The 17,935-nt window shown below is 39.1% G+C and carries 18 protein-coding genes; 15 read left to right on the forward strand and 3 right to left on the reverse strand.

What is annotated here, in order from left to right; translation table 11 throughout:
- Positions 1-13 precede the first annotated feature (13 nt).
- The 9 genes from DL897_RS17105 to DL897_RS17145 all read left to right on the forward strand — a co-directional run bounded on the left by DL897_RS17105 (position 14) and on the right by DL897_RS17145 (position 8,764).
- Positions 14-1,012 carry a 1-aminocyclopropane-1-carboxylate deaminase/D-cysteine desulfhydrase gene (locus DL897_RS17105; protein WP_168188859.1) on the forward strand — a complete coding sequence of 333 codons (999 nt, stop codon included), beginning with the start codon at positions 14-16 and terminating at the stop codon, positions 1,010-1,012.
- Between the two features lie 2 nt (positions 1,013-1,014).
- Positions 1,015-1,728, forward strand: coding sequence for a bacillithiol biosynthesis deacetylase BshB1 (bshB1, locus tag DL897_RS17110; protein WP_113660334.1), 714 nt, complete (start codon positions 1,015-1,017; stop codon positions 1,726-1,728).
- A complete protein-coding gene (gene bshA, locus DL897_RS17115; RefSeq protein WP_113660335.1) occupies positions 1,725-2,867 on the forward strand; it encodes an N-acetyl-alpha-D-glucosaminyl L-malate synthase BshA in 1,143 nt (380 codons plus the stop codon). The genes bshB1 and bshA overlap by 4 nt, the downstream gene beginning before the upstream one ends.
- Positions 2,868-2,947: 80 nt before the next feature.
- A complete protein-coding gene (locus tag DL897_RS17120; RefSeq protein WP_113660336.1) occupies positions 2,948-4,171 on the forward strand; it encodes a CCA tRNA nucleotidyltransferase in 1,224 nt (407 codons plus the stop codon).
- A complete protein-coding gene (locus tag DL897_RS17125) occupies positions 4,152-5,132 on the forward strand; it encodes a biotin--[acetyl-CoA-carboxylase] ligase (protein ID WP_113660337.1) in 981 nt (326 codons plus the stop codon). Before DL897_RS17120 ends, DL897_RS17125 begins: the two co-directional genes overlap by 20 nt.
- Before the next feature lie 336 nt (positions 5,133-5,468).
- The gene (gene panB / locus DL897_RS17130; RefSeq protein ID WP_113660338.1) at positions 5,469-6,329 is read left to right on the forward strand and encodes a 3-methyl-2-oxobutanoate hydroxymethyltransferase; all 861 of its coding nucleotides are present in this window, start codon (positions 5,469-5,471) and stop codon (positions 6,327-6,329) included.
- Positions 6,330-7,181 carry a pantoate--beta-alanine ligase gene (gene panC / locus DL897_RS17135; RefSeq protein WP_113660339.1) on the forward strand — a complete coding sequence of 284 codons (852 nt, stop codon included), beginning with the start codon at positions 6,330-6,332 and terminating at the stop codon, positions 7,179-7,181.
- A 5-nt stretch (positions 7,182-7,186) separates the two neighbouring features.
- The gene (gene panD, locus DL897_RS17140) at positions 7,187-7,570 is read left to right on the forward strand and encodes an aspartate 1-decarboxylase (RefSeq protein WP_113660340.1); all 384 of its coding nucleotides are present in this window, start codon (positions 7,187-7,189) and stop codon (positions 7,568-7,570) included.
- 315 nt (positions 7,571-7,885) lie between these two features.
- A complete protein-coding gene (locus DL897_RS17145; protein WP_113660341.1) occupies positions 7,886-8,764 on the forward strand; it encodes a sensor histidine kinase in 879 nt (292 codons plus the stop codon).
- Positions 8,765-8,789: 25 nt separating this feature from the next.
- On the opposite strand, the gene DL897_RS17150 is transcribed toward DL897_RS17145, so the two are convergent.
- Positions 8,790-9,089 (reverse strand): MTH1187 family thiamine-binding protein, encoded by a 300-nt coding sequence (locus DL897_RS17150; RefSeq protein WP_113660342.1) that lies wholly within the window; start codon positions 9,087-9,089, stop codon positions 8,790-8,792.
- 158 nt (positions 9,090-9,247) lie between these two features.
- Between DL897_RS17150 and DL897_RS17155 the strand changes: the two genes are divergently transcribed.
- Both DL897_RS17155 and ku read left to right on the forward strand, forming a co-directional pair.
- On the forward strand, positions 9,248-10,618 hold the full coding sequence (locus DL897_RS17155) for a tetratricopeptide repeat protein (RefSeq protein ID WP_168188860.1): 1,371 nt from the start codon (positions 9,248-9,250) through the stop codon (positions 10,616-10,618).
- A 162-nt stretch (positions 10,619-10,780) separates the two neighbouring features.
- Entirely contained in the window at positions 10,781-11,602 is an 822-nt protein-coding gene (gene ku / locus DL897_RS17160; RefSeq protein WP_113660344.1) for a non-homologous end joining protein Ku, read from the forward strand.
- On the opposite strand, the gene DL897_RS17165 is transcribed toward ku, so the two are convergent.
- A complete protein-coding gene (locus tag DL897_RS17165; protein ID WP_113660345.1) occupies positions 11,599-11,940 on the reverse strand; it encodes a hypothetical protein in 342 nt (113 codons plus the stop codon). The genes ku and DL897_RS17165 overlap by 4 nt on opposite strands.
- A 570-nt stretch (positions 11,941-12,510) precedes the next feature.
- Here DL897_RS17165 and DL897_RS17170 point away from each other — a divergent pair.
- Positions 12,511-12,936, forward strand: coding sequence for a hypothetical protein (locus DL897_RS17170; protein ID WP_113660346.1), 426 nt, complete (start codon positions 12,511-12,513; stop codon positions 12,934-12,936).
- 196 nt (positions 12,937-13,132) lie between these two features.
- Positions 13,133-13,492, forward strand: coding sequence for an ASCH domain-containing protein (locus DL897_RS17175; RefSeq protein ID WP_113660347.1), 360 nt, complete (start codon positions 13,133-13,135; stop codon positions 13,490-13,492).
- A gap of 451 nt (positions 13,493-13,943) precedes the next feature.
- Here DL897_RS17175 and DL897_RS17180 read toward each other — a convergent pair whose 3' ends face one another.
- Positions 13,944-14,762: a Gldg family protein gene (locus DL897_RS17180; RefSeq protein WP_168188861.1), complete on the reverse strand. Its 819-nt coding sequence runs from the start codon at positions 14,760-14,762 to the stop codon at positions 13,944-13,946.
- Positions 14,763-15,121: 359 nt separating this feature from the next.
- Here DL897_RS17180 and DL897_RS17185 point away from each other — a divergent pair, with 359 nt between their 5' ends.
- Complete coding sequence (locus DL897_RS17185; RefSeq protein ID WP_113660349.1) at positions 15,122-16,648, forward strand: fatty acid--CoA ligase; 1,527 nt, start codon at positions 15,122-15,124, stop codon at positions 16,646-16,648.
- 76 nt (positions 16,649-16,724) lie between these two features.
- The gene (locus tag DL897_RS17190) at positions 16,725-17,879 is read left to right on the forward strand and encodes a thiolase family protein (protein WP_113660350.1); all 1,155 of its coding nucleotides are present in this window, start codon (positions 16,725-16,727) and stop codon (positions 17,877-17,879) included.
- Positions 17,880-17,935: the final 56 nt, after the last annotated feature.

The following is a 17,935-nucleotide window of genomic DNA, read 5'->3' on the forward strand; positions in this document are numbered from 1 at the left end:
GGAGGATGGAATGATGGCAAAATTGACTCGCCATCCCTTGTTATGGGGAGAGACACCCCTCATGCCACTACCTCGTTTGGCGAAAAAATTAGGAGTAGCAAGTGTTTGGATGAAGAGAGATGATTTGACAGGAATTGCTTTTGGTGGAAATAAAGTGAGAAAGCTCGAATATTTGCTGGGACATGCCTTACAAGAGGATTGTGATTTAATTATTACGGGTGGGAGTCCTGGTTCGAATCATTGTCGTTTAACCGTTGCCGTGGCTAATCATATTGGACTTGATACCTGGCTATGTTTTAGTGGAAATAAGTTGGGGGAAGTACAAGGAAATCTTTTTCTGGATCAATTGTTAGGAGCAAAGGTATTTTTAACAGGCTGTTATGGATCGGAAGCCCTCTTAACAGTGATGGAAGAAAAGGCCGAAGAAGCTAGAAAGCTAGGAAGAAAGCCTTATGTAATCCCTGTTGGTGGATCAACCAATGTAGGCGACTATGGTTATTTTCATGCTTGGCATGAGTATATAGCACAATTGGATCAATTAGAAACAGTACCCAATTTTGATGAAATTTATGTAACAGTAGGTACAGGTGGAACGATGGCAGGACTGCTTGCTGGACAAGCTTCCACTCCTAACTCATCCCGAATTGTAGGGGTTAGTGTCTGGCAGGATCAGAAACAAGCCACACAGGATATTTTACATCTTACAAATGATCTCCTTCGTGAAATAGATAAGCCAATCAGTGTGACTATTGAGGATATCCATGTATTCGATCAATATATTGGTCAAAAGTATGGAGTTCCGTCAGCAGAGGGAAATAGGGCGATTCGAATGCTCGCAGAACTAGAAGGGCTTTTTGTGGATCCTATTTATACAGGAAAAGCATTAGCAGGGATGATTGATCAGCTAAGCCAAACGAATTCAGCTCATAAACATGTTTTATTCTGGCATACAGGAGGTACACCTGCTTTATTTACTCATGTTTCTTCGTTATTAGAGAAGGGAGAAAGATAACTATGATTCAAGAGCATGGACAAGTGGACATCCTTGCTTTTGCAGCACATCCTGATGATGCAGAGTTAGGAATTGGTGGTACATTAGCGGTTCATGCTGCAAAAGGGTTTAAAGTCGGCATTTGTCATCTGACTGATGCGGAGCTATCTTCGAATGGTACGGTGGAACAAAGACAAATCGAAGCAAGGAAAGCGGCTGAGGTTCTAGGTGTTTCCGTAGTGATTGGTCTTGAATTTCCGGATCGAGGTTTAAATCGTTCCCCTGAACAAATTCTATGTATGACTCAAGTCATCAGACAATGTAAACCCAAAGTCGTTTTAGCTCCTTACTTTGAGGATCGACATCCAGATCATGTAGCATGTAGCCTGATGGTTAAGGAAGCGGTCTTTGATGCTGCAATTCGCAAAAAGCAAACACCCGACAATGCTCCTCCCCACCGTGTGTCTGGATTATATTATTACTTTATTAATGATATTCAAAAGCCCGATCTGATTGTGGATATCAGTGAAGTTTATGAGAAAAAGCTGGCAGCAATCCGAGCATATGCTAGTCAATTCGATCGACAAGCTGGTGAAGTGGATACGCCTTTAAATCAACCTTCTTATATTCCGATGGTGGAAGGCAGAGACTCGATCTGGGGACATCAGATTGGTGTACGGTATGGAGAAGGTTTAATCAGTCCAAATCCCATTGCGACTGAAATATTAATCCGATGACAGGAGTGACCAATAGAAAAGTGAAAATAGGAATTACCTGTTACCCTTCACACGGGGGATCTGGTGTTGTTGCTACGGAACTAGGGAAGCTGTTAGCAGAGCGTGGGCATCAAATTCACTTTATTACCTATGATATGCCTTTTCGTTTGGGACAATTTCATCAAAATATTCGTTACCATAGTGTTGAAGCGAATCGGTATGCGGTATTTAAGTTTCCTCCATATGATTTAGCTTTAGCGAGTCGCATGGCACAAGTAGCGAAACTAAATGAATTGGATTTATTACATGTTCACTATGCCGTTCCCCATGCGGTGGCAGCCGTTTTAGCGAAACAGATGGTGGGAGATCATCTCAAAGTGGTGACTACACTCCATGGAACAGATATTACGGTGTTAGGAGAAGATCCCTCATTAAAAGATATTATTTGCTTTGGATTGAACCATAGTGATGCGGTGACAGCCGTTTCACATAGTTTGGTAAAACAGACTGAAGAAATGTTTTGTATGAACAACAAAATAGATATGATCTATAACTTTGTGGATTTACGAGTGTTTTATCCACGAGATGTTACGGATATACGCTTACAATATGGACAAAAAGATGAAAAAATACTGCTTCATATTTCAAACTTTCGACCTGTAAAACGAGTGAAGGATGTTATTCGGATTTTTGATCGTGTTCAGCGAGAGGTCCCAGCTCGTTTACTCTTAGTTGGAGAGGGGCCTGAATGGTCCAAAGTTTGTTCCCTAGTCGAAGAGTTAGACCTTACTTCCAAAGTTATTTTTCTGGGAAAACAAGATGAAGTAGCTCAGTTAGTTTCCTTAGCTGATTTGATCCTTCTCCCTTCAGCGACAGAAAGTTTTGGGATGGTGGCACTAGAAGCGATGGCATGTGGAGTACCGACAATAGGCTCTAATACAGGTGGAATCCCGGAAGTCGTAGAACATGGAGAGACGGGATTCTTAGCAGAAGTAGGAGATATAGAGGCGATGGCTGCTTATGCAGTCAAATTGTTACAAGATGAAAGGCTTTATCAGTCTTTTTCTAAACAGGGTTTAAACCGTGTTCAGGAGAAGTTTTGTGGATTAAAAATTGCGGATCAATATGAACAACTATATCATAGAGTGATAGGAAGATAGCAAAGAAACATTCGTCGAGTCAGGTTCTAGAAGCGAACTGGAACAGGAGCGAATGGTTTATCGGAAAGTAGGGAGACCAAATGAATCCGAAACGTGAAGCCGCTCTTTATATCATAAATAAGTTGGAAGAGATCGGATTTGAAGCATATTTGGTAGGAGGGTGTGTACGGGATGAGGTGTTAAAGCGTTTGCCTCAAGACTATGATGTTGCCACCAATGCCTTGCCTCAAAAGGTACTAAGCCTATTTTCACGAACGGTTCCAACTGGGCTAAAGCATGGAACAGTAACTGTCATTCATCAGAACATACCTATTGAAGTGACCACATTCCGTACAGAGTCTGACTATCAAGATTTTCGGCATCCAAATAAGGTCGAATTTGTTTCTATTTTGGAACAGGACTTGGCTCGACGTGACTTTACGATGAATGCGATGGCACAGGATCGGAATGGAAAGATTTATGACTTTTATGGGGGGCTCACGGATATTCAAGCAGGGCTGATTCGTACAGTTGGAAATCCAGAAGAACGTTTTGCCGAAGATCCACTTCGAATCGTTCGTGCAGCTCGTTTTGCAGCTCAATTACAATTTACTTTAGATAAGAAGACAAAACAAGCTATTCATAAATTGAAACCATTATGTGTTCATCTTTCTATTGAACGGATTATCGCTGAAATCGAAAAAATTTGGCAAAGTAGGGCAATCTCAAGTGGAATCTCGTTGTTATTTGAGGATGATCTGATCCGTTTTTTGCCTCCGTTTACCCACTGGGAATATCAGAAAGCTACCCGAGCGCAATTGGAAAAGTTTGATCAACTAAAAGACCGAATTGTATGTTGGGCTTATCTGATGAACCTTTGTACGAATGGCTCTAAAGATGTAGAATTGAAACTACTACAAATGCGTTTGCCTAATCGAGATATTCAAGCGATTCTCCAGTGTTATCACCTAGCTATTGATTGGCCAGCAGAGATCACAGAGGAACATGGAAAGCTGATGTTACTACAGCATGGTTGGATAGGAGTACAAAGGGCGATTTTTCTTGCAACTGCATTAGGAAGAATTGCAGTATCTAAACCGATTGAGGCAAAGTTTCAAACTTGGTGGCAGGAAATGCCTGTTAAAAGACTAAAAGAATTGCAAATCAATGGACGTGATTTATTAAAGGTTCTACAAAAGCCAGCCGGACCTTGGTTAAAAGAGAAGTTAAATGAACTTTTACAACAAGTTGCTTTGGGAAGATTGCCCAATGAAAGAGAAGATTTGCTGAAGGAAGGTTGTAAAATTGACGCTTTGCATTCGTGACCAGCTCTTATCGCTATTGATCAAGTATCAACCGCAATATGTTTCAGGCGAGGAAATCAGTCGTCAAGTCGGTTGTAGTCGTGCAGCGATCTGGAAGCATATTGAGGAATTACGACAAGAAGGGTATGAGATAGAGGCAAGACCAAGGAGTGGTTATCGCCTAGTTTATCGACCGGACCGTGTGGCTCCTGAAGAGATTAGTTATCATCTCCATACTCAAAAATTCGGTAGAAAGATCCGTTATCAAGAAGTCGTTCATTCTACACAAATTTTGGCACATGAATGGGCAAGAGAAGGGATTGAAGAAGGAGCTCTGGTGGTAGCAGAGCAACAAGAAGCTGGGAGAGGACGACTGGGACGAAAATGGTATTCTCCTTCTCACACAGGTGTTTGGATGAGCTTAATTTTACGCCCTTCCATTTTGTTAACTGACGCCTCCCATCTTACACTACTTGCCTCACTGGGGGTAAAACAGGGAATTGAGAGGGTTACAGGATTACCGATTCAAATCAAATGGCCCAATGATTTACTTATTCATGGGAAAAAAATATGTGGCATTTTGACAGAACTGCGTGGTGAACAGGATCAAGTTCACTATGTCATTATCGGTATAGGGATTAATGTGAATACTCCTAAAGAAAGTTGGCCAGAAGAGATTCGTAGAATTGCCACTTCTTTAGCTATTGAACTAGGGGGCCCGGTTCACCGTGCTAGTTTAATCGCTGCGATTTTGGAAGAGTTAGAGGAAGTATATCAACAATATATGAATCAAGGCTTTACTAAGATCAAAGCTCAGTGGGAAAAGTCGTCTGGTATTTTAGGTAAATCGATCGTTGCTCGCACTGCTCAAGGGACCTATACAGGGATTGCAGAGCAGCTAACTGGGCAAGGGGCTTTGTTATTACGTACAGATCAAGGATTAATTCCTATCCATTCTGCGGATATCTTACTAAAAGAATAAATGGCTGATAAATAATGAATGGACTTCTTTTTAGGAGTCCATTTATGTTTTTTAGAAATAGATCGGAGGGATGGATTAAACAACAGTTCGATAAATCATTGCGCTTTTCTTAGACTTTCGTTAATCTTAAAGTGGTAAGGTGGCATCCTAACGATGGGAGCTACACTTACGACTTTTTCGTGTTTGGCAGCAATAATATCAAATTCTGCTTCGAGCCTTTGGGACGGAGACAGAGAAATGGTATCCGTGTACCACACACGCCTTCAGAAATTTGGTTTCAAGGCGGTGTTTATTTCTCTTTCCCAGGGTGCTCCAATGATGAGAGGGGGACCCAAATTGAGTCAATCTGTAAAAAAAGTAACCACTCGTACATTACAACGTATGAAAAAGAAAAAAGAACCCATCGCGATGATCACTGCTTATGATTTTCCAACAGCTAAGATTGCTGATAAAGCGGGGGCCGATATGATTTTAGTAGGCGATTCGCTTGGTATGGTGGTGCTGGGCTATGAGTCTACGATTCCTGTTACCTTGGAAGATATGATTCACCATACGAAAGCCGTAACACGTGGAACCAAAAGAGCGATGGTGATTGCTGACCTTCCTTTTATGATTGCCCACCTTTCCAAAGATGAGGTATTACGTGCTTCAGCTCGACTATTACAAGTTGCGGGAGCGTATGGAGTGAAACTAGAAGGTGGATCAGAAGTTTGTGCAAATGTTAAAGCACTTACCACAGCAGGTATTCCTGTAGTTGCCCATTTAGGTTTAACTCCACAATCCGTCAATCAGCTTGGTGGGTATTTGATACAAGGCAAAGATGAAAAAAGTGCTAAACACTTGATCGCTGAAGCCAAACGTCTACAAGAAGCGGGTGCTATTGCTTTGGTATTAGAGTGTGTACCCGAAGAATTAGCTCAAGTTATTACCGATTCCTTATACATTCCAGTCATTGGGATTGGAGCGGGGCGTTTTTGCGATGGTCAAGTGCTAGTTTATCATGATATATTGCAATTTGGTGGTGATTTTACACCATCATTTGTGAAGACTTATGCCTCAGTTGGTAAAGCAATGGCTGAAGGAGTTCAAGCATATATCCAAGATGTAAAACAACATCGTTTTCCTGAAGAGAACCATGTCACACACTTATCACAAGAAACAGTCGCTGCGGTATATGGAACAAGTGAGGGAAACTAAATGAAAATCACTCATACGATAGAAGAATTACGTCAAACATTAAAACCTTATCGCCAGCAAACAGTTGGCCTTGTCCCTACGATGGGCTATTTACACGAAGGACACCTCAGTCTTGTCAAGCGTGCTCGTCAAGAGTGTGACATCGTAGTAATGTCTATTTTTGTGAACCCGTTACAATTTGGACCTCAAGAGGACTTAGATAGATATCCACGTGATTTACCTCGTGATGCTGCTCTTGCCGAAAAAGCAGGGGTTGACTTTTTATTTCACCCGACTGTTGAAGAAATGTATCCAACCCCTACTCACACACAAATTATTGTCTCAGAGGTGACCGAGGTTCTCTGTGGTGCCTCACGCCCCGGACATTTTGCAGGGGTAACAACAGTAGTCGGAAAGCTATTTCATATAGTAATGCCTGATCGAGCTTATTTTGGACTCAAAGATGCACAACAAGTGGCAGTTATTGAGCAGATGGTTCAGGATTTAAACTTTCCGATAACAGTGGTAGCATGTGATATTGTACGAGAGTCGGATGGCTTGGCACTCAGCTCACGTAATGTATATTTGTCTCCTGAAGAGCGGAAACAAGCGCTTATTTTATCACAGGCATTATTTGCCGCAAAAGAGGGACTGGGGCAAGGGCGATGGAAAACTGCGCAGGAAGTGAATCACTTTGTACGCAAAACCATCGAAACTCAACCACTCGCAGTGATTGACTATGTAGAAACGTTAACCTATCCAACTTTACAACCGATAGACCAACTAACAGATCAACCAATGATCGTCGCTGTCGCCGTATATTTTGGTCGGACGCGATTGATTGATAATATTTTGTTTGTAGGAAGAGAGTGAGAAACGTGTTCCGGGAAATGATGAAATCTAAGATTCACCAAGCGACTGTGACCGAGGCGAATCTTTATTATGTCGGGAGCATAACCATTGACCAAGATATCCTTGATGCAGTAGATATTTTACCCAATGAAAAAGTACAAATCGTTAATAATAATAATGGAGCCCGCCTAGAAACCTATGTGATTTCAGGGGAACGTGGAAGTGGAGTCATTTGCTTGAATGGAGCAGCGGCTCGACTGGTACAACCAGGGGATCAAGTGATTATTATTTCATATATGTTAATGGATGAGGAAACTGCACGTACGTATCATCCTAAGATTGCCATTATGGATAAGCAAAATCAAGTAAAACAAATGATCACAGGTGAAGTGCATGGTACGATAGTTTAAATAGGAGAAGGGATTAAAGGGAGCGAAATACTTGCTCCCTTATTCAGACTCGATGATTTCAGAGTTTTAGATTAGTTTTAAATCGATATTAATCTGAGTTATTGAATGTTGCCTTAGTGGATAAGAGGCGACTTTTTTATTTTTATCGAAGTGTATCGTATTAATCCGTTTTTAAAAGGAAACAAAGACATATCTTTGCCATTTTTATAGTACGTTTGGATCATGCTTAACTCAATTTAATCGATTATGCTAAATGTGTTTACCGTTGAAAGAAATATTCCTAACTATTGTTTTAGCATACCGGAGGGATTAGATTTGTCATATAAACAGGCTAAATGGCTAATATTAATTATCCCAACATTAACGATTGGGCTATGGGAGTATGTTCGCCATGCCTATTTATTGCCATATATATCGATGGATTTAGGAAATTGGTTATCACCTGTCATTGTATTTTTTATAACAATGACTTTTCTGGTAAAACTGTTCTCCATCATGGAAGGAATTCAAGAGGAATTAAAAAAAGAGAGAGCAGTGAAGGCTGCCCTAGAAGAAAGAGAACGGATCGCAAGAGAATTACATGATGGGATTGCTCAGTCCTTATTTTTACTAGCAGTGAAGGTAGAGCAGATGGAAAGAGCCAATGAATGTTTAAAAAAGGAAAATGGGCATCCATTTCAAGAAATTAAAAAAACGGTTCATCAAGTTAATGAATATGTCCGACAAGCGATTGCAAATCTACGCTATCCAGCGAATGCATCGGTTTTACCTTGGATGGAATCCATGCAAAATTTAACTCGTGAGTTTCAAGAAGAAACAGGTATCAACATCATGTTAGAATGGTTCTTACCTGAGAAGATATTAACAGTGAAAGAAAAAATCGAATTATATTCTTCGATAAGAGAAGGACTTATTAACATTCGTAAACATGCAAGAGCAAAAAATGTATGGATTATTAGTAAAGAAGAAGATCGTGGATGGCTAATTATGGTCAGAGATGATGGTAAAGGATTTGATGGAGATCCTTTTTCTTATAAGAACCGATTTGGTCTGCAAATTATGAGGCGTCGTGCACTGGAAATGAATTGGGAACTTCAGCTACAACGTGAAAAAAATCATACGATTCTTTTGATCCGAAAGAGGAGAAAAGTAAATAAAGAAATAGATGTAGGAAATTCCTCTAATATGGAGTAGAGTAAGAGATTTCTCCCTTACCCATCTAAATCATGGACTTTTGAACCACATCTACTTGCCGATTTAAGCTAATCGGCTTATCTGTACGATGATCGATACTCATATTGGTTATCACACGATTACAACCATCAGTAAGTGCATTTTGATGGATTGATTTGGCAATATCCAAAAGTTGATCGATTTCCCCTTCGATGATCGTAGATGTTGGTGTTAGCTGATAATTTAATCCTTTTTCTTGAATCATACGTACAGCATTAGTAACCGAAGAGCTAAAACTTGGACTATGTGTCCCTACAGGAACAACGCTAATTTCCAAGAGTGGCATCAGTATTTTGCTACCTCCTTCATATAAAGATTTTACATATATCATAGCTCAATTTTTTAAAGATCATGCAAGATCCATATCCATTTAGATATATTGCATGTTTTTTGGATATAAGGAAATACTTTTTTACAAGATTGGGCTGTTACGGAGGGGGAAATATGTTTCACAATCAATGGCTACAAGTTGTCCAACGAGCGCTCGAAGAAATCAAAACCCATTATCCAAACTGTACAGTTCAAGAACGTCCAATATGGCAAAGTCGCTTATTACAGATTAAACAGTCTTGTGATCGCATGCTTGAATCATGGGCTTGTGTCGAAGAAGAAATCACTCAGTTACTACAAGAACATCCAGAGTTACTGGATGAAGGGAAAGTGATTGAAGATGAGGTTTTTCTAGATGAATCAGTAGTACGTCAATTTCGTCAAGGTCAAGGATATTATGGATTAACGATGTTTCATGAGGCTAAACAATTCTTTCAACAAGTTGTAGATGAAGCTCCTGATTTTTTATTAGGGCGTATGTATCTGGGGCTTACTCTTTTTCAAGAAAATAAATTAACAGAGGCAGCCCATCAGTTTCATCTCTTACGACAAACGGCAACCCATGAAGAATTTATTGGATTCGCTCATCATATGTTAGGTTGTATTTACGTTAAACAAGGGAAAGACGAAGAAGCGATCCGCCAATTTAATAAAACCGTTTCTTACTTACCTCAACAGGCAGATGCTTGGTTTAATTTAGGAGCATGTCATTATCGATTAAAAGAATATCATGAAGCAGTTCCCTATTTTTACCATGCTTTATCAATTAATGAAGATGATTGGGAGTCAATGTATTATTTATCTAGTTGTTATCGCCATTATAAAGAATGGGAAAGTGTTACTTTCTGGCGATTAGCCTCTTATGAAAAAACCAATCATCCGCGTGTGATTGAGTCAATTGCCCAAGACTATGAGGAAATGGGACAATCGGAACAAGCATTGAAATGGTATCGGCGATTGCTCTTTTATCATCCGAAAAGTAGTGTCGCCTATCATGGTATCGCATGGAATCTATGGATGTTAGGTCAAAGAAATGAAGCATTTCTTTGGTTAAAAAAAGGTCTTACTCTCTTCCCAACCAATGTGGATCTTCTCTTTTCTTATGTGTGGCTATCATTAAGCCAAGGAGAAACACATGCAGTCCAAAAAGTACTGCAAACACTTCCTACGGACTTAATCAAGCAACCATTATGGCTTGTGGTACGGTCTCGTTTATTTACTCTCCTTGGTAAGTTCGAGCAAGCTACTAAAACAGCAGAGCAATTAATTGAGCAAGAAAATGATTCAGTACGAGCGATGGGTTATTATCAAAAAGGTAGAACCTATCTGGAGATGGGTAAAATTCCGGAAGCCGCTCAGTATTTTCAGGAAGCTCATCACTTAGTGAACCACTGGAAAGATCCTTTGTTCTTTAAAGGTATATGTCATTTGGTAGAAGGAAAGCCGGAGTTGACCCAAAGTTGTTGGCAACAGATTGTTCAATAATTATACATGTTACTAAATAAAGCATCCCTATCATAAGGGGTGCTTTTTACACTTTTTCATAAAATATTGGGCATATATCCTTTTTTTGTAACAAACCTAAAAGCATGATCGAACACAATGAGGAAAGACTAAGACCTATATTCTTTTGAACGGGGGATTCTCATGCATACCATGTGGAAAGGCTCTATTAGCTTTGGATTAGTTAATATTCCCATTAAAATGTATGCAGCTACGGAAGAAAAAGATATTCGCTTCCGCTACTTGCATAAAGAATGTCGTACCCCAGTTAAGAATGTTCGTATGTGTCCACATTGTAATAAAGAGGTACCATGGGAAGAAGTGGTGAAGGGTTTTGAGTATGCGGATGGAAGGTTTGTGATTTTGGAAAAAGAAGAGATGGCTGAGCTCCTTCCAGATCCGAATAAAGCAATTGAAATCTTAGATTTTGTAGAGCTTACGGAGATTGATCCCATCTACTTTAATAAAACATATTATTTAGGAGCACAGGATGCGAATAATAAAGCCTATGCACTTCTACGAAAAGCACTTGATTCATCCCAAAAAATTGGTGTTGCTAAGGTGACGATTCGTTCGAAACAATCTTTGGCTGTGATCCGTGTATATCAAAATTGTTTGGTGATGGAGACGATCTTTTATCCAGACGAAGTACGGGATGTCAAGATGGTTCCAGGTGTACCAGAGGAGATAGAGCTTCCTGAGAAAGAGCTGAAAATGGCCGATCAACTGATCGAAAATTTGACCATCCCATTTGATCCGGAGAAATATCAAGATGAATATCGTAAATCACTCGAAGAAGCTCTAGAAAAGAAAATAAATGCCGAAGAAATCGTTGAAGCACCTGAGAAAAAACCAGAAAAAGTGATCGATTTAATGGCTGCACTTCAAGCGAGCTTAGAAGCAACCACCACAAAGAAAAAAAACAAAAGGGCTCCTCGAAAGAAAAAAGAAAAAGTCACCTCTTAACTTAGTGGGGACTTTCGCCAATAGCGTAGATAAGAATCTTGCCCTGTCGGACGCTTAGATACAAAGCGTCCACTTTTATCATAGTGGTATTCATACTCTTTATAGTGCTCAACAATATATAAATCTTCTACACTTGCTTTATAAAGCTCCCAACGAAACTCTTGCTTTAAATGTGGTTGTATTGTCCCTGCGAATGAAGGAACAGCTTTTTCAAAAATCACTTGATCACGTGCAAGAAGTAATCCAGCAAGCATAAGATTAATCGCTAAAGCCGTAACAGTACTAGCACGTAACAAGGTTTCTTTCCACATGAATACTCTATTCGTTGTCAAAGACATGAATAAAAGAATCCTCCTTTATTTCCTATTCAGTTACTTTATATATATGGAGAAATGGGCAAGTCATCCCAATTATTTTGGTATTATATTATTTTAATACTAGCTGGGGATTTTATGGATTGAAAAGTGGACTTACTGTTATTGCAAAAAAGGGAAAGGATCGTGTTTTTTAAATATCATTCTAACCAGACAATATGTACATAAATCGAATTAGGCGATAAAATGAAGCGTGTTAATTTGGTGGTCGAATGATTAGGAAAATTTAGTATGCATTTCTTGTTTTTGTTTTTTGTACATTGTTATCCTAAATCACACAAAGTATGCTAAAGATACTAAAATAATTCTCATTTTCCCTGATACAACCGATGTCATTCTGGGAAAACTAGGGATGTAGCAAACTTTATATTTGTCTATAAGGATGATTTATCCAATTTAGTAAATGTCATTGAGAATTGATTATAGAGCTTGTATATCTGTTACTATTAACCATATTTGGCGTCCAATCCGATACCTATTTTTTTTTGATAGGAATTGTAGCACGTTATTGGTACATCAAAGGAGTGAAAATAGATGCATTATGTTGAAAGTGTGTCGATTGTTTTATTGGATGATATGGACTTTAAAATCACCGGAAAGGAAGCACAACGGATTTATCAAGAATTAAATCATCAGGATTTTTCATCTGTTCGGATTGAATTGAATGAACAAGTGATCATCATTCCGCGTGAAAGCATCGTGTATATCGTATTTAGACCAAATCGTCGAGCGAATCGAATACAAAATGAAATAGATCAAACATGGGAAAAAGTATTCCGGTTAACAGGGGTCAAAGATGATGACGATGCAGACTGGTATGTACAAGAAAATATCACTTACTTAGGGTATCGAAAAGTCTCGGATGATCCAAAAGTGGCTGACTTACTTATTCGGCTTGAATATCTACAAGAACAACTGGAGTCCATTTTATTTGAAGAAGGTGAAGGGCATTCAAGCTAGATCCATCATGGATATTAGAAAAACGGGGAGTTATATACTCTCTTTTTTTGATCCCCATTTTTACAATAATATTAATATTTCGCATATACTTTAAAATAAAAGCAAACTTAGTGTAAAATAGTTTTTGTAATAAGTTAAATTAAAGTTCTTGTTGTTATAAAAGTTGAAATTAAAATTAGACAAATCAGGAATTTTCATGAAAAAAAATTATTTAGAAAAGGGGTATGATATGTTGCCACATAAAACTTGTAGTGTAGATCGTCTAATTACCTTGTCACAAGATATTCAGCGTGTATTGGAAGGAAAAAAAACCTCGACCCGTCGTCATGGACGTTATGCTGATCCAGGGGAAATTATGATACTGAGAGGAAAAAAATTCGAAATTTACAAGGTATATCGACAAGCATTACGTGAGCTAACAGAAGAACAAGCACAGTCTGAAGGATTTGCTAATCTGAATGAATATAAAGATTATATTTTATCGATCCATCCAGGATTAACTTGGAATCCCGAGGCAAAAGTATGGGTTCATGAGTTTCGGCCATTAGAAGAGTAAAGAAAGATAACGATGAAGTTGGGATGGGGACAATTTCTTACTCAAAGTGCCGATTGTACAAAATAAGTGAATATAGCATGTAATTCGAGCCAAAGCCTAGATCGAATCGCTTTTGTGTAGGATCGACTTTTGACTGAGTGAGATGGCAATAGGAATGAGTGGCGAAGTGATGAGAGGTTGATGGATGCAACAACCACTGAAATAGTTTAAGGGTTATAATCTGCCTATGAAAAACGATAGGGATGACCCAAAAATAAAAAAAAGTGGTTTTAACGCAATATATGGCAACTATTCCATTTAAGAAAAGGGATGACTCTTAACCTTTTGAGTCATCCCCATCGTATTCCAATTGATATGCATAAGCCAAGTCATTCAAATTTATACATAGCTAAAATTAGATCGCTGATGGTTACATAGCTATCGGTTTTTTTCTATAGGATTCACTTTGTAATTATGGATTGTTCGCTAGCCATTTCACGGTTTGTACTGCTAATTTTGCATGGTCCATTTTTCCCCAGTTTGGGTGTAGTTTTTTCTTAAAGTCTCCTGTTCCATCATCGTATGGAGAGGAATCACCAAGGGCGGCAAATCTACCAGAGCCATATGTACCATGAATATGGTAAGGTTCTGATTGGATCGTGATATCTTTTATAATACTCGGATTTTTCTTCGTTACTCGGATGGTAGTACAAGCCCAACAGCCGACCTCTTTAACCTGCTTGGTTAAAGGGGAAGCATGGATTTCTTTGATAGTGGACTGGGTTATATTTTTTCGATGAAAGGAGAAACCAAATATACGGCCGACCCATTCATCTTTTTTAGAAGAATAACCATTAAAGATATCAACCGAATCCCACCCATCATGATTCCGATCCGAATTTGTATGATCGGCGATCAAGTAGACACCACCTCCCTGTTTCACAAAATCATTAATCGCTCGCTTTTCGTCAGTAGTATAGTTGATATTGGGTTCTGGTAAAATGAGAACCTGGTAGCCTTGTAATAGTGAAGAAGTCAGTTTTTGATGGGTTGACTCTACTACATACCCGGCTTGATTGAGTGCCTTGGCAAAATCAGAATAGCCACCTTGAATAGTCCAGTCAGCGTTACCAGCAGTTTGTCCATGTCCTTGATCAAATAAAATTTTTGGGCTTGATTTCTTTGTTTCGGCTGTAGCCGAGTTTTGATTCGTGGGAGAAGGGGATGTCTTGCTTTGGCAGCCAACGAGAATACAAAGTAACATCAAAGAAAGTATAAATTTCCCTTTCAAGGAAATCACCTCCATAATAGAAGTATACCTTGTCAGGGGTGTTTGATAAAGTGGATTGGGCATGTAGAGGATTTTATGACAATCATACAGAAGGTGATAACGGAATCAAATTTAATTAGTAAATTTGATAGAGGTGTGCCATAATTAATTTTCACAACCTTGGTGGTTACGTGGGAAAGGAATTGCAGCAGTAGGACAAATAGCTGGTGACATTGAATAACGAATCTTTGGGTAGGAGTAACGCAGTAATTTATTTTTATTAATTTAAACTATTCATAACATTAATGATTTATAATGAAATTAGGTTTCAAATATGCTAATTTATAAGATAGAACCATGAAAATAGGAGGAGAGAGATTATGTATCCAACGCTTGGATGTATTTTAGAGCAAACGGTACAAAGATATCCTGATCGTGAAGCGTTGGTAGATGTGATGAAAAAGCGACGTTGGACATATTCCGAGTGGAATCAAGAAGTGAATCAGTTAGCCAACGCTTTAAATCATGCTGGAGTAAAAAAAGGGGATGTTGTATCCACTTGTTTATATAATCGCAGTGAACTAGTAACGATTTTATTTGCCTGTGCGAAAATTGGCGCCATATTTAATCCAATAAACTTTCGATTAAAGTCGGAAGAGATTGCCTATATCATTCAAGATGCAAAACCACGTGTTTTTATTTTTGAACAAGCTGTGGAAGAAGAAATATTACCTGTTTTTTATCAGTTTCCCATGACACTATTCTGGTCCGTCGACTTCACTCATTGTAATTGGGCTCAATCTTACCACGAACTATTGTCACAAGCTCCTTCTTTTTCACCCCACGTTGATGTTAAAGAAGATGATATTTACGCGGTGATGTACACCAGTGGCACTACAGGGAGACCCAAAGGTGTGATGCATCGTCATCGTGATATGATTGAACAAAGTTATATTTTAGCTCATGCTTTACAGCTTTCCGCTGAAGATCGCGGATTATGTGCAGGTCCTCTGTATCACTGTGCTGAACTACATTGTATGTTTGTTCCACGGGTTCATCTCGGTGCTACGAATGTACTCATCCATCACTTTGATCCCCGCCTCGTATTACAAACGATTCAAGATGAAAAAATTTCAGTGATGTTTGGCGCACCAACAATGTGGAATATGATGTTACAGGAAGATCTTTCTCTCTACCACCTATCCACTCTACGAATTGGGTTATACGGTGCAGCACCTATGCCAGCTATTTTGATTCATGAATGTAAAGAAAAACTTGGATTAAAACTTGTTCAAGCTTATGGAATGACAGAGATGGGACCAGCAGTAACCTTATTATATGATCATGAGCAATTAACACGAATCGGTTCAGCTGGAAAAGCTTGTTTAAACCATGAGGTTCGGATAGTAAGACCCAAAGGAGATCCAACTGACGTACTTAAGCCTGGAGAAATAGGTGAAATCATTGTCAAAGGACCATGTTTAATGGCAGGTTACTACAATAAACACATTGCGACCGAAAAAGCAATTCGTAATGGATGGTATTATTCAGGTGATTTAGGATATCTCGATGAAGAAGGATATCTCTATATAGCAGACCGAGCAGATGATATGATTATTAGTGGGGGGGAAAATATATATCCGCGAGAAGTAGAAGAAGTATTGTGTGAACATCCTGCTGTATTAGATGTAGCAGTTGTAGGAAAAAAAGATAAACATTGGGGACAAAAAGTGATTGCTTATGTGGTTAAAAAGGATACTTATTTAACAGACAAAGAATTGGATCGGTTTTGTTGCGAAAGTCATAAACTTTCTAGCTATAAGCGTCCGCGTGAATATATTTTTGTAGATCAACTACCGAGAAATGCGAGTGGAAAAGTACAAAAATTTGTATTAAAAACTTCCTAGAGATTGTTGCAATGTTTCAAAACAAACTGGCTATTATGATGCAACAACCTCTTTATAGAAAAATGGGGGAAAAAATATGAGTCGAGAAGTCGTTATTGTTGAGGCAGTGCGTACACCAGTAGGTAAGAGAAATGGCGTATTTCGTGAACAGCATCCCGTTCAGCTAGCAGCTAAAGTGTTAGATGAGGTGATAACAAGGACGGGTATCGAAAAAAAAGAAGTAGAAGACATTATCATGGGATGTGTTACCCCTATTGAAGAGCAAGCGTGGAATATCGGACGGTTAGCGACTCTTGAAGCTGACTTTCCGATTGAAGTTCCCGCTGTCCAAATCAATCGTGCGTGTGGCTCAGGTCAGCAAGCCGTACATTTTGCTGCACAAGCAATATTAGCTGGTGATATGGATGTAACCATTGGAGCTGGCGTTGAACATATGACGAAGATTGCTGTTTGGAGTGATGGGAATGAGCGAACCATTCCAAATACACTCAAAGGAAAATTTGAATGGATTCATCAAGGAAATTCGGCTGAACGAATTGCCATAAAATATGGTCTGTCTCGTGAGGAACTAGATGAATACTCTTTATTATCTCATCAAAAAGCATTACAAGCACAGCTAGAAAAGCGCTTTCATCATGAAATCGTACCTGTTGAAGGATTAGATAAGGAAGGAGCTCCCATCCTTGTAACACAAGACGAAGGTCCGCGTTCTGATACATCCTTAGCCGCTTTAGCTAAGCTTAAACCTGTCTTCCAAGAAGATGGGATGATTACAGCTGGAAATGCGAGCCAGATTAGTGACGGAGCTGCAGCAGTCCTTTTGATGGAAAAAAGAAAAGCTCTTTCACTCGGATTAAAGCCTAGGGCACGAATTGTGTCTCGAGTTGTTGTGGGATCAGATCCTACTTTGATGTTAGATGGTGTTATTCCTGCTACACAAAAGATCTTACAAAAAACGGGCTTAACCCTTGAAGAGATTGATTTGATCGAGATTAATGAAGCATTTGCCTCCGTTGTATTAGCTTGGCAAAAAACGTTGGGAGTTGATCTGAGTAAAGTGAATGTGAATGGTGGAGCGATTGCTTTAGGTCATCCTTTGGCAGCAACGGGTGCTAAGCTCATAGCTACTTTACTTCACGAACTGGAAAGAAGAGATGGACGATATGGGCTCCTAACCATTTGCATTGGATTTGGTATGGCAACAGCAATGATTATAGAGCGGCTTCCATAATTTTCATTGATTAGGTAATCACCAACCCTTACATGACTTATCCTAATCTACATTCT

This window comes from Thermoflavimicrobium daqui, assembly GCF_003313465.1.
Lineage (GTDB): Bacteria > Bacillota > Bacilli > Thermoactinomycetales > Thermoactinomycetaceae > Thermoflavimicrobium > Thermoflavimicrobium daqui.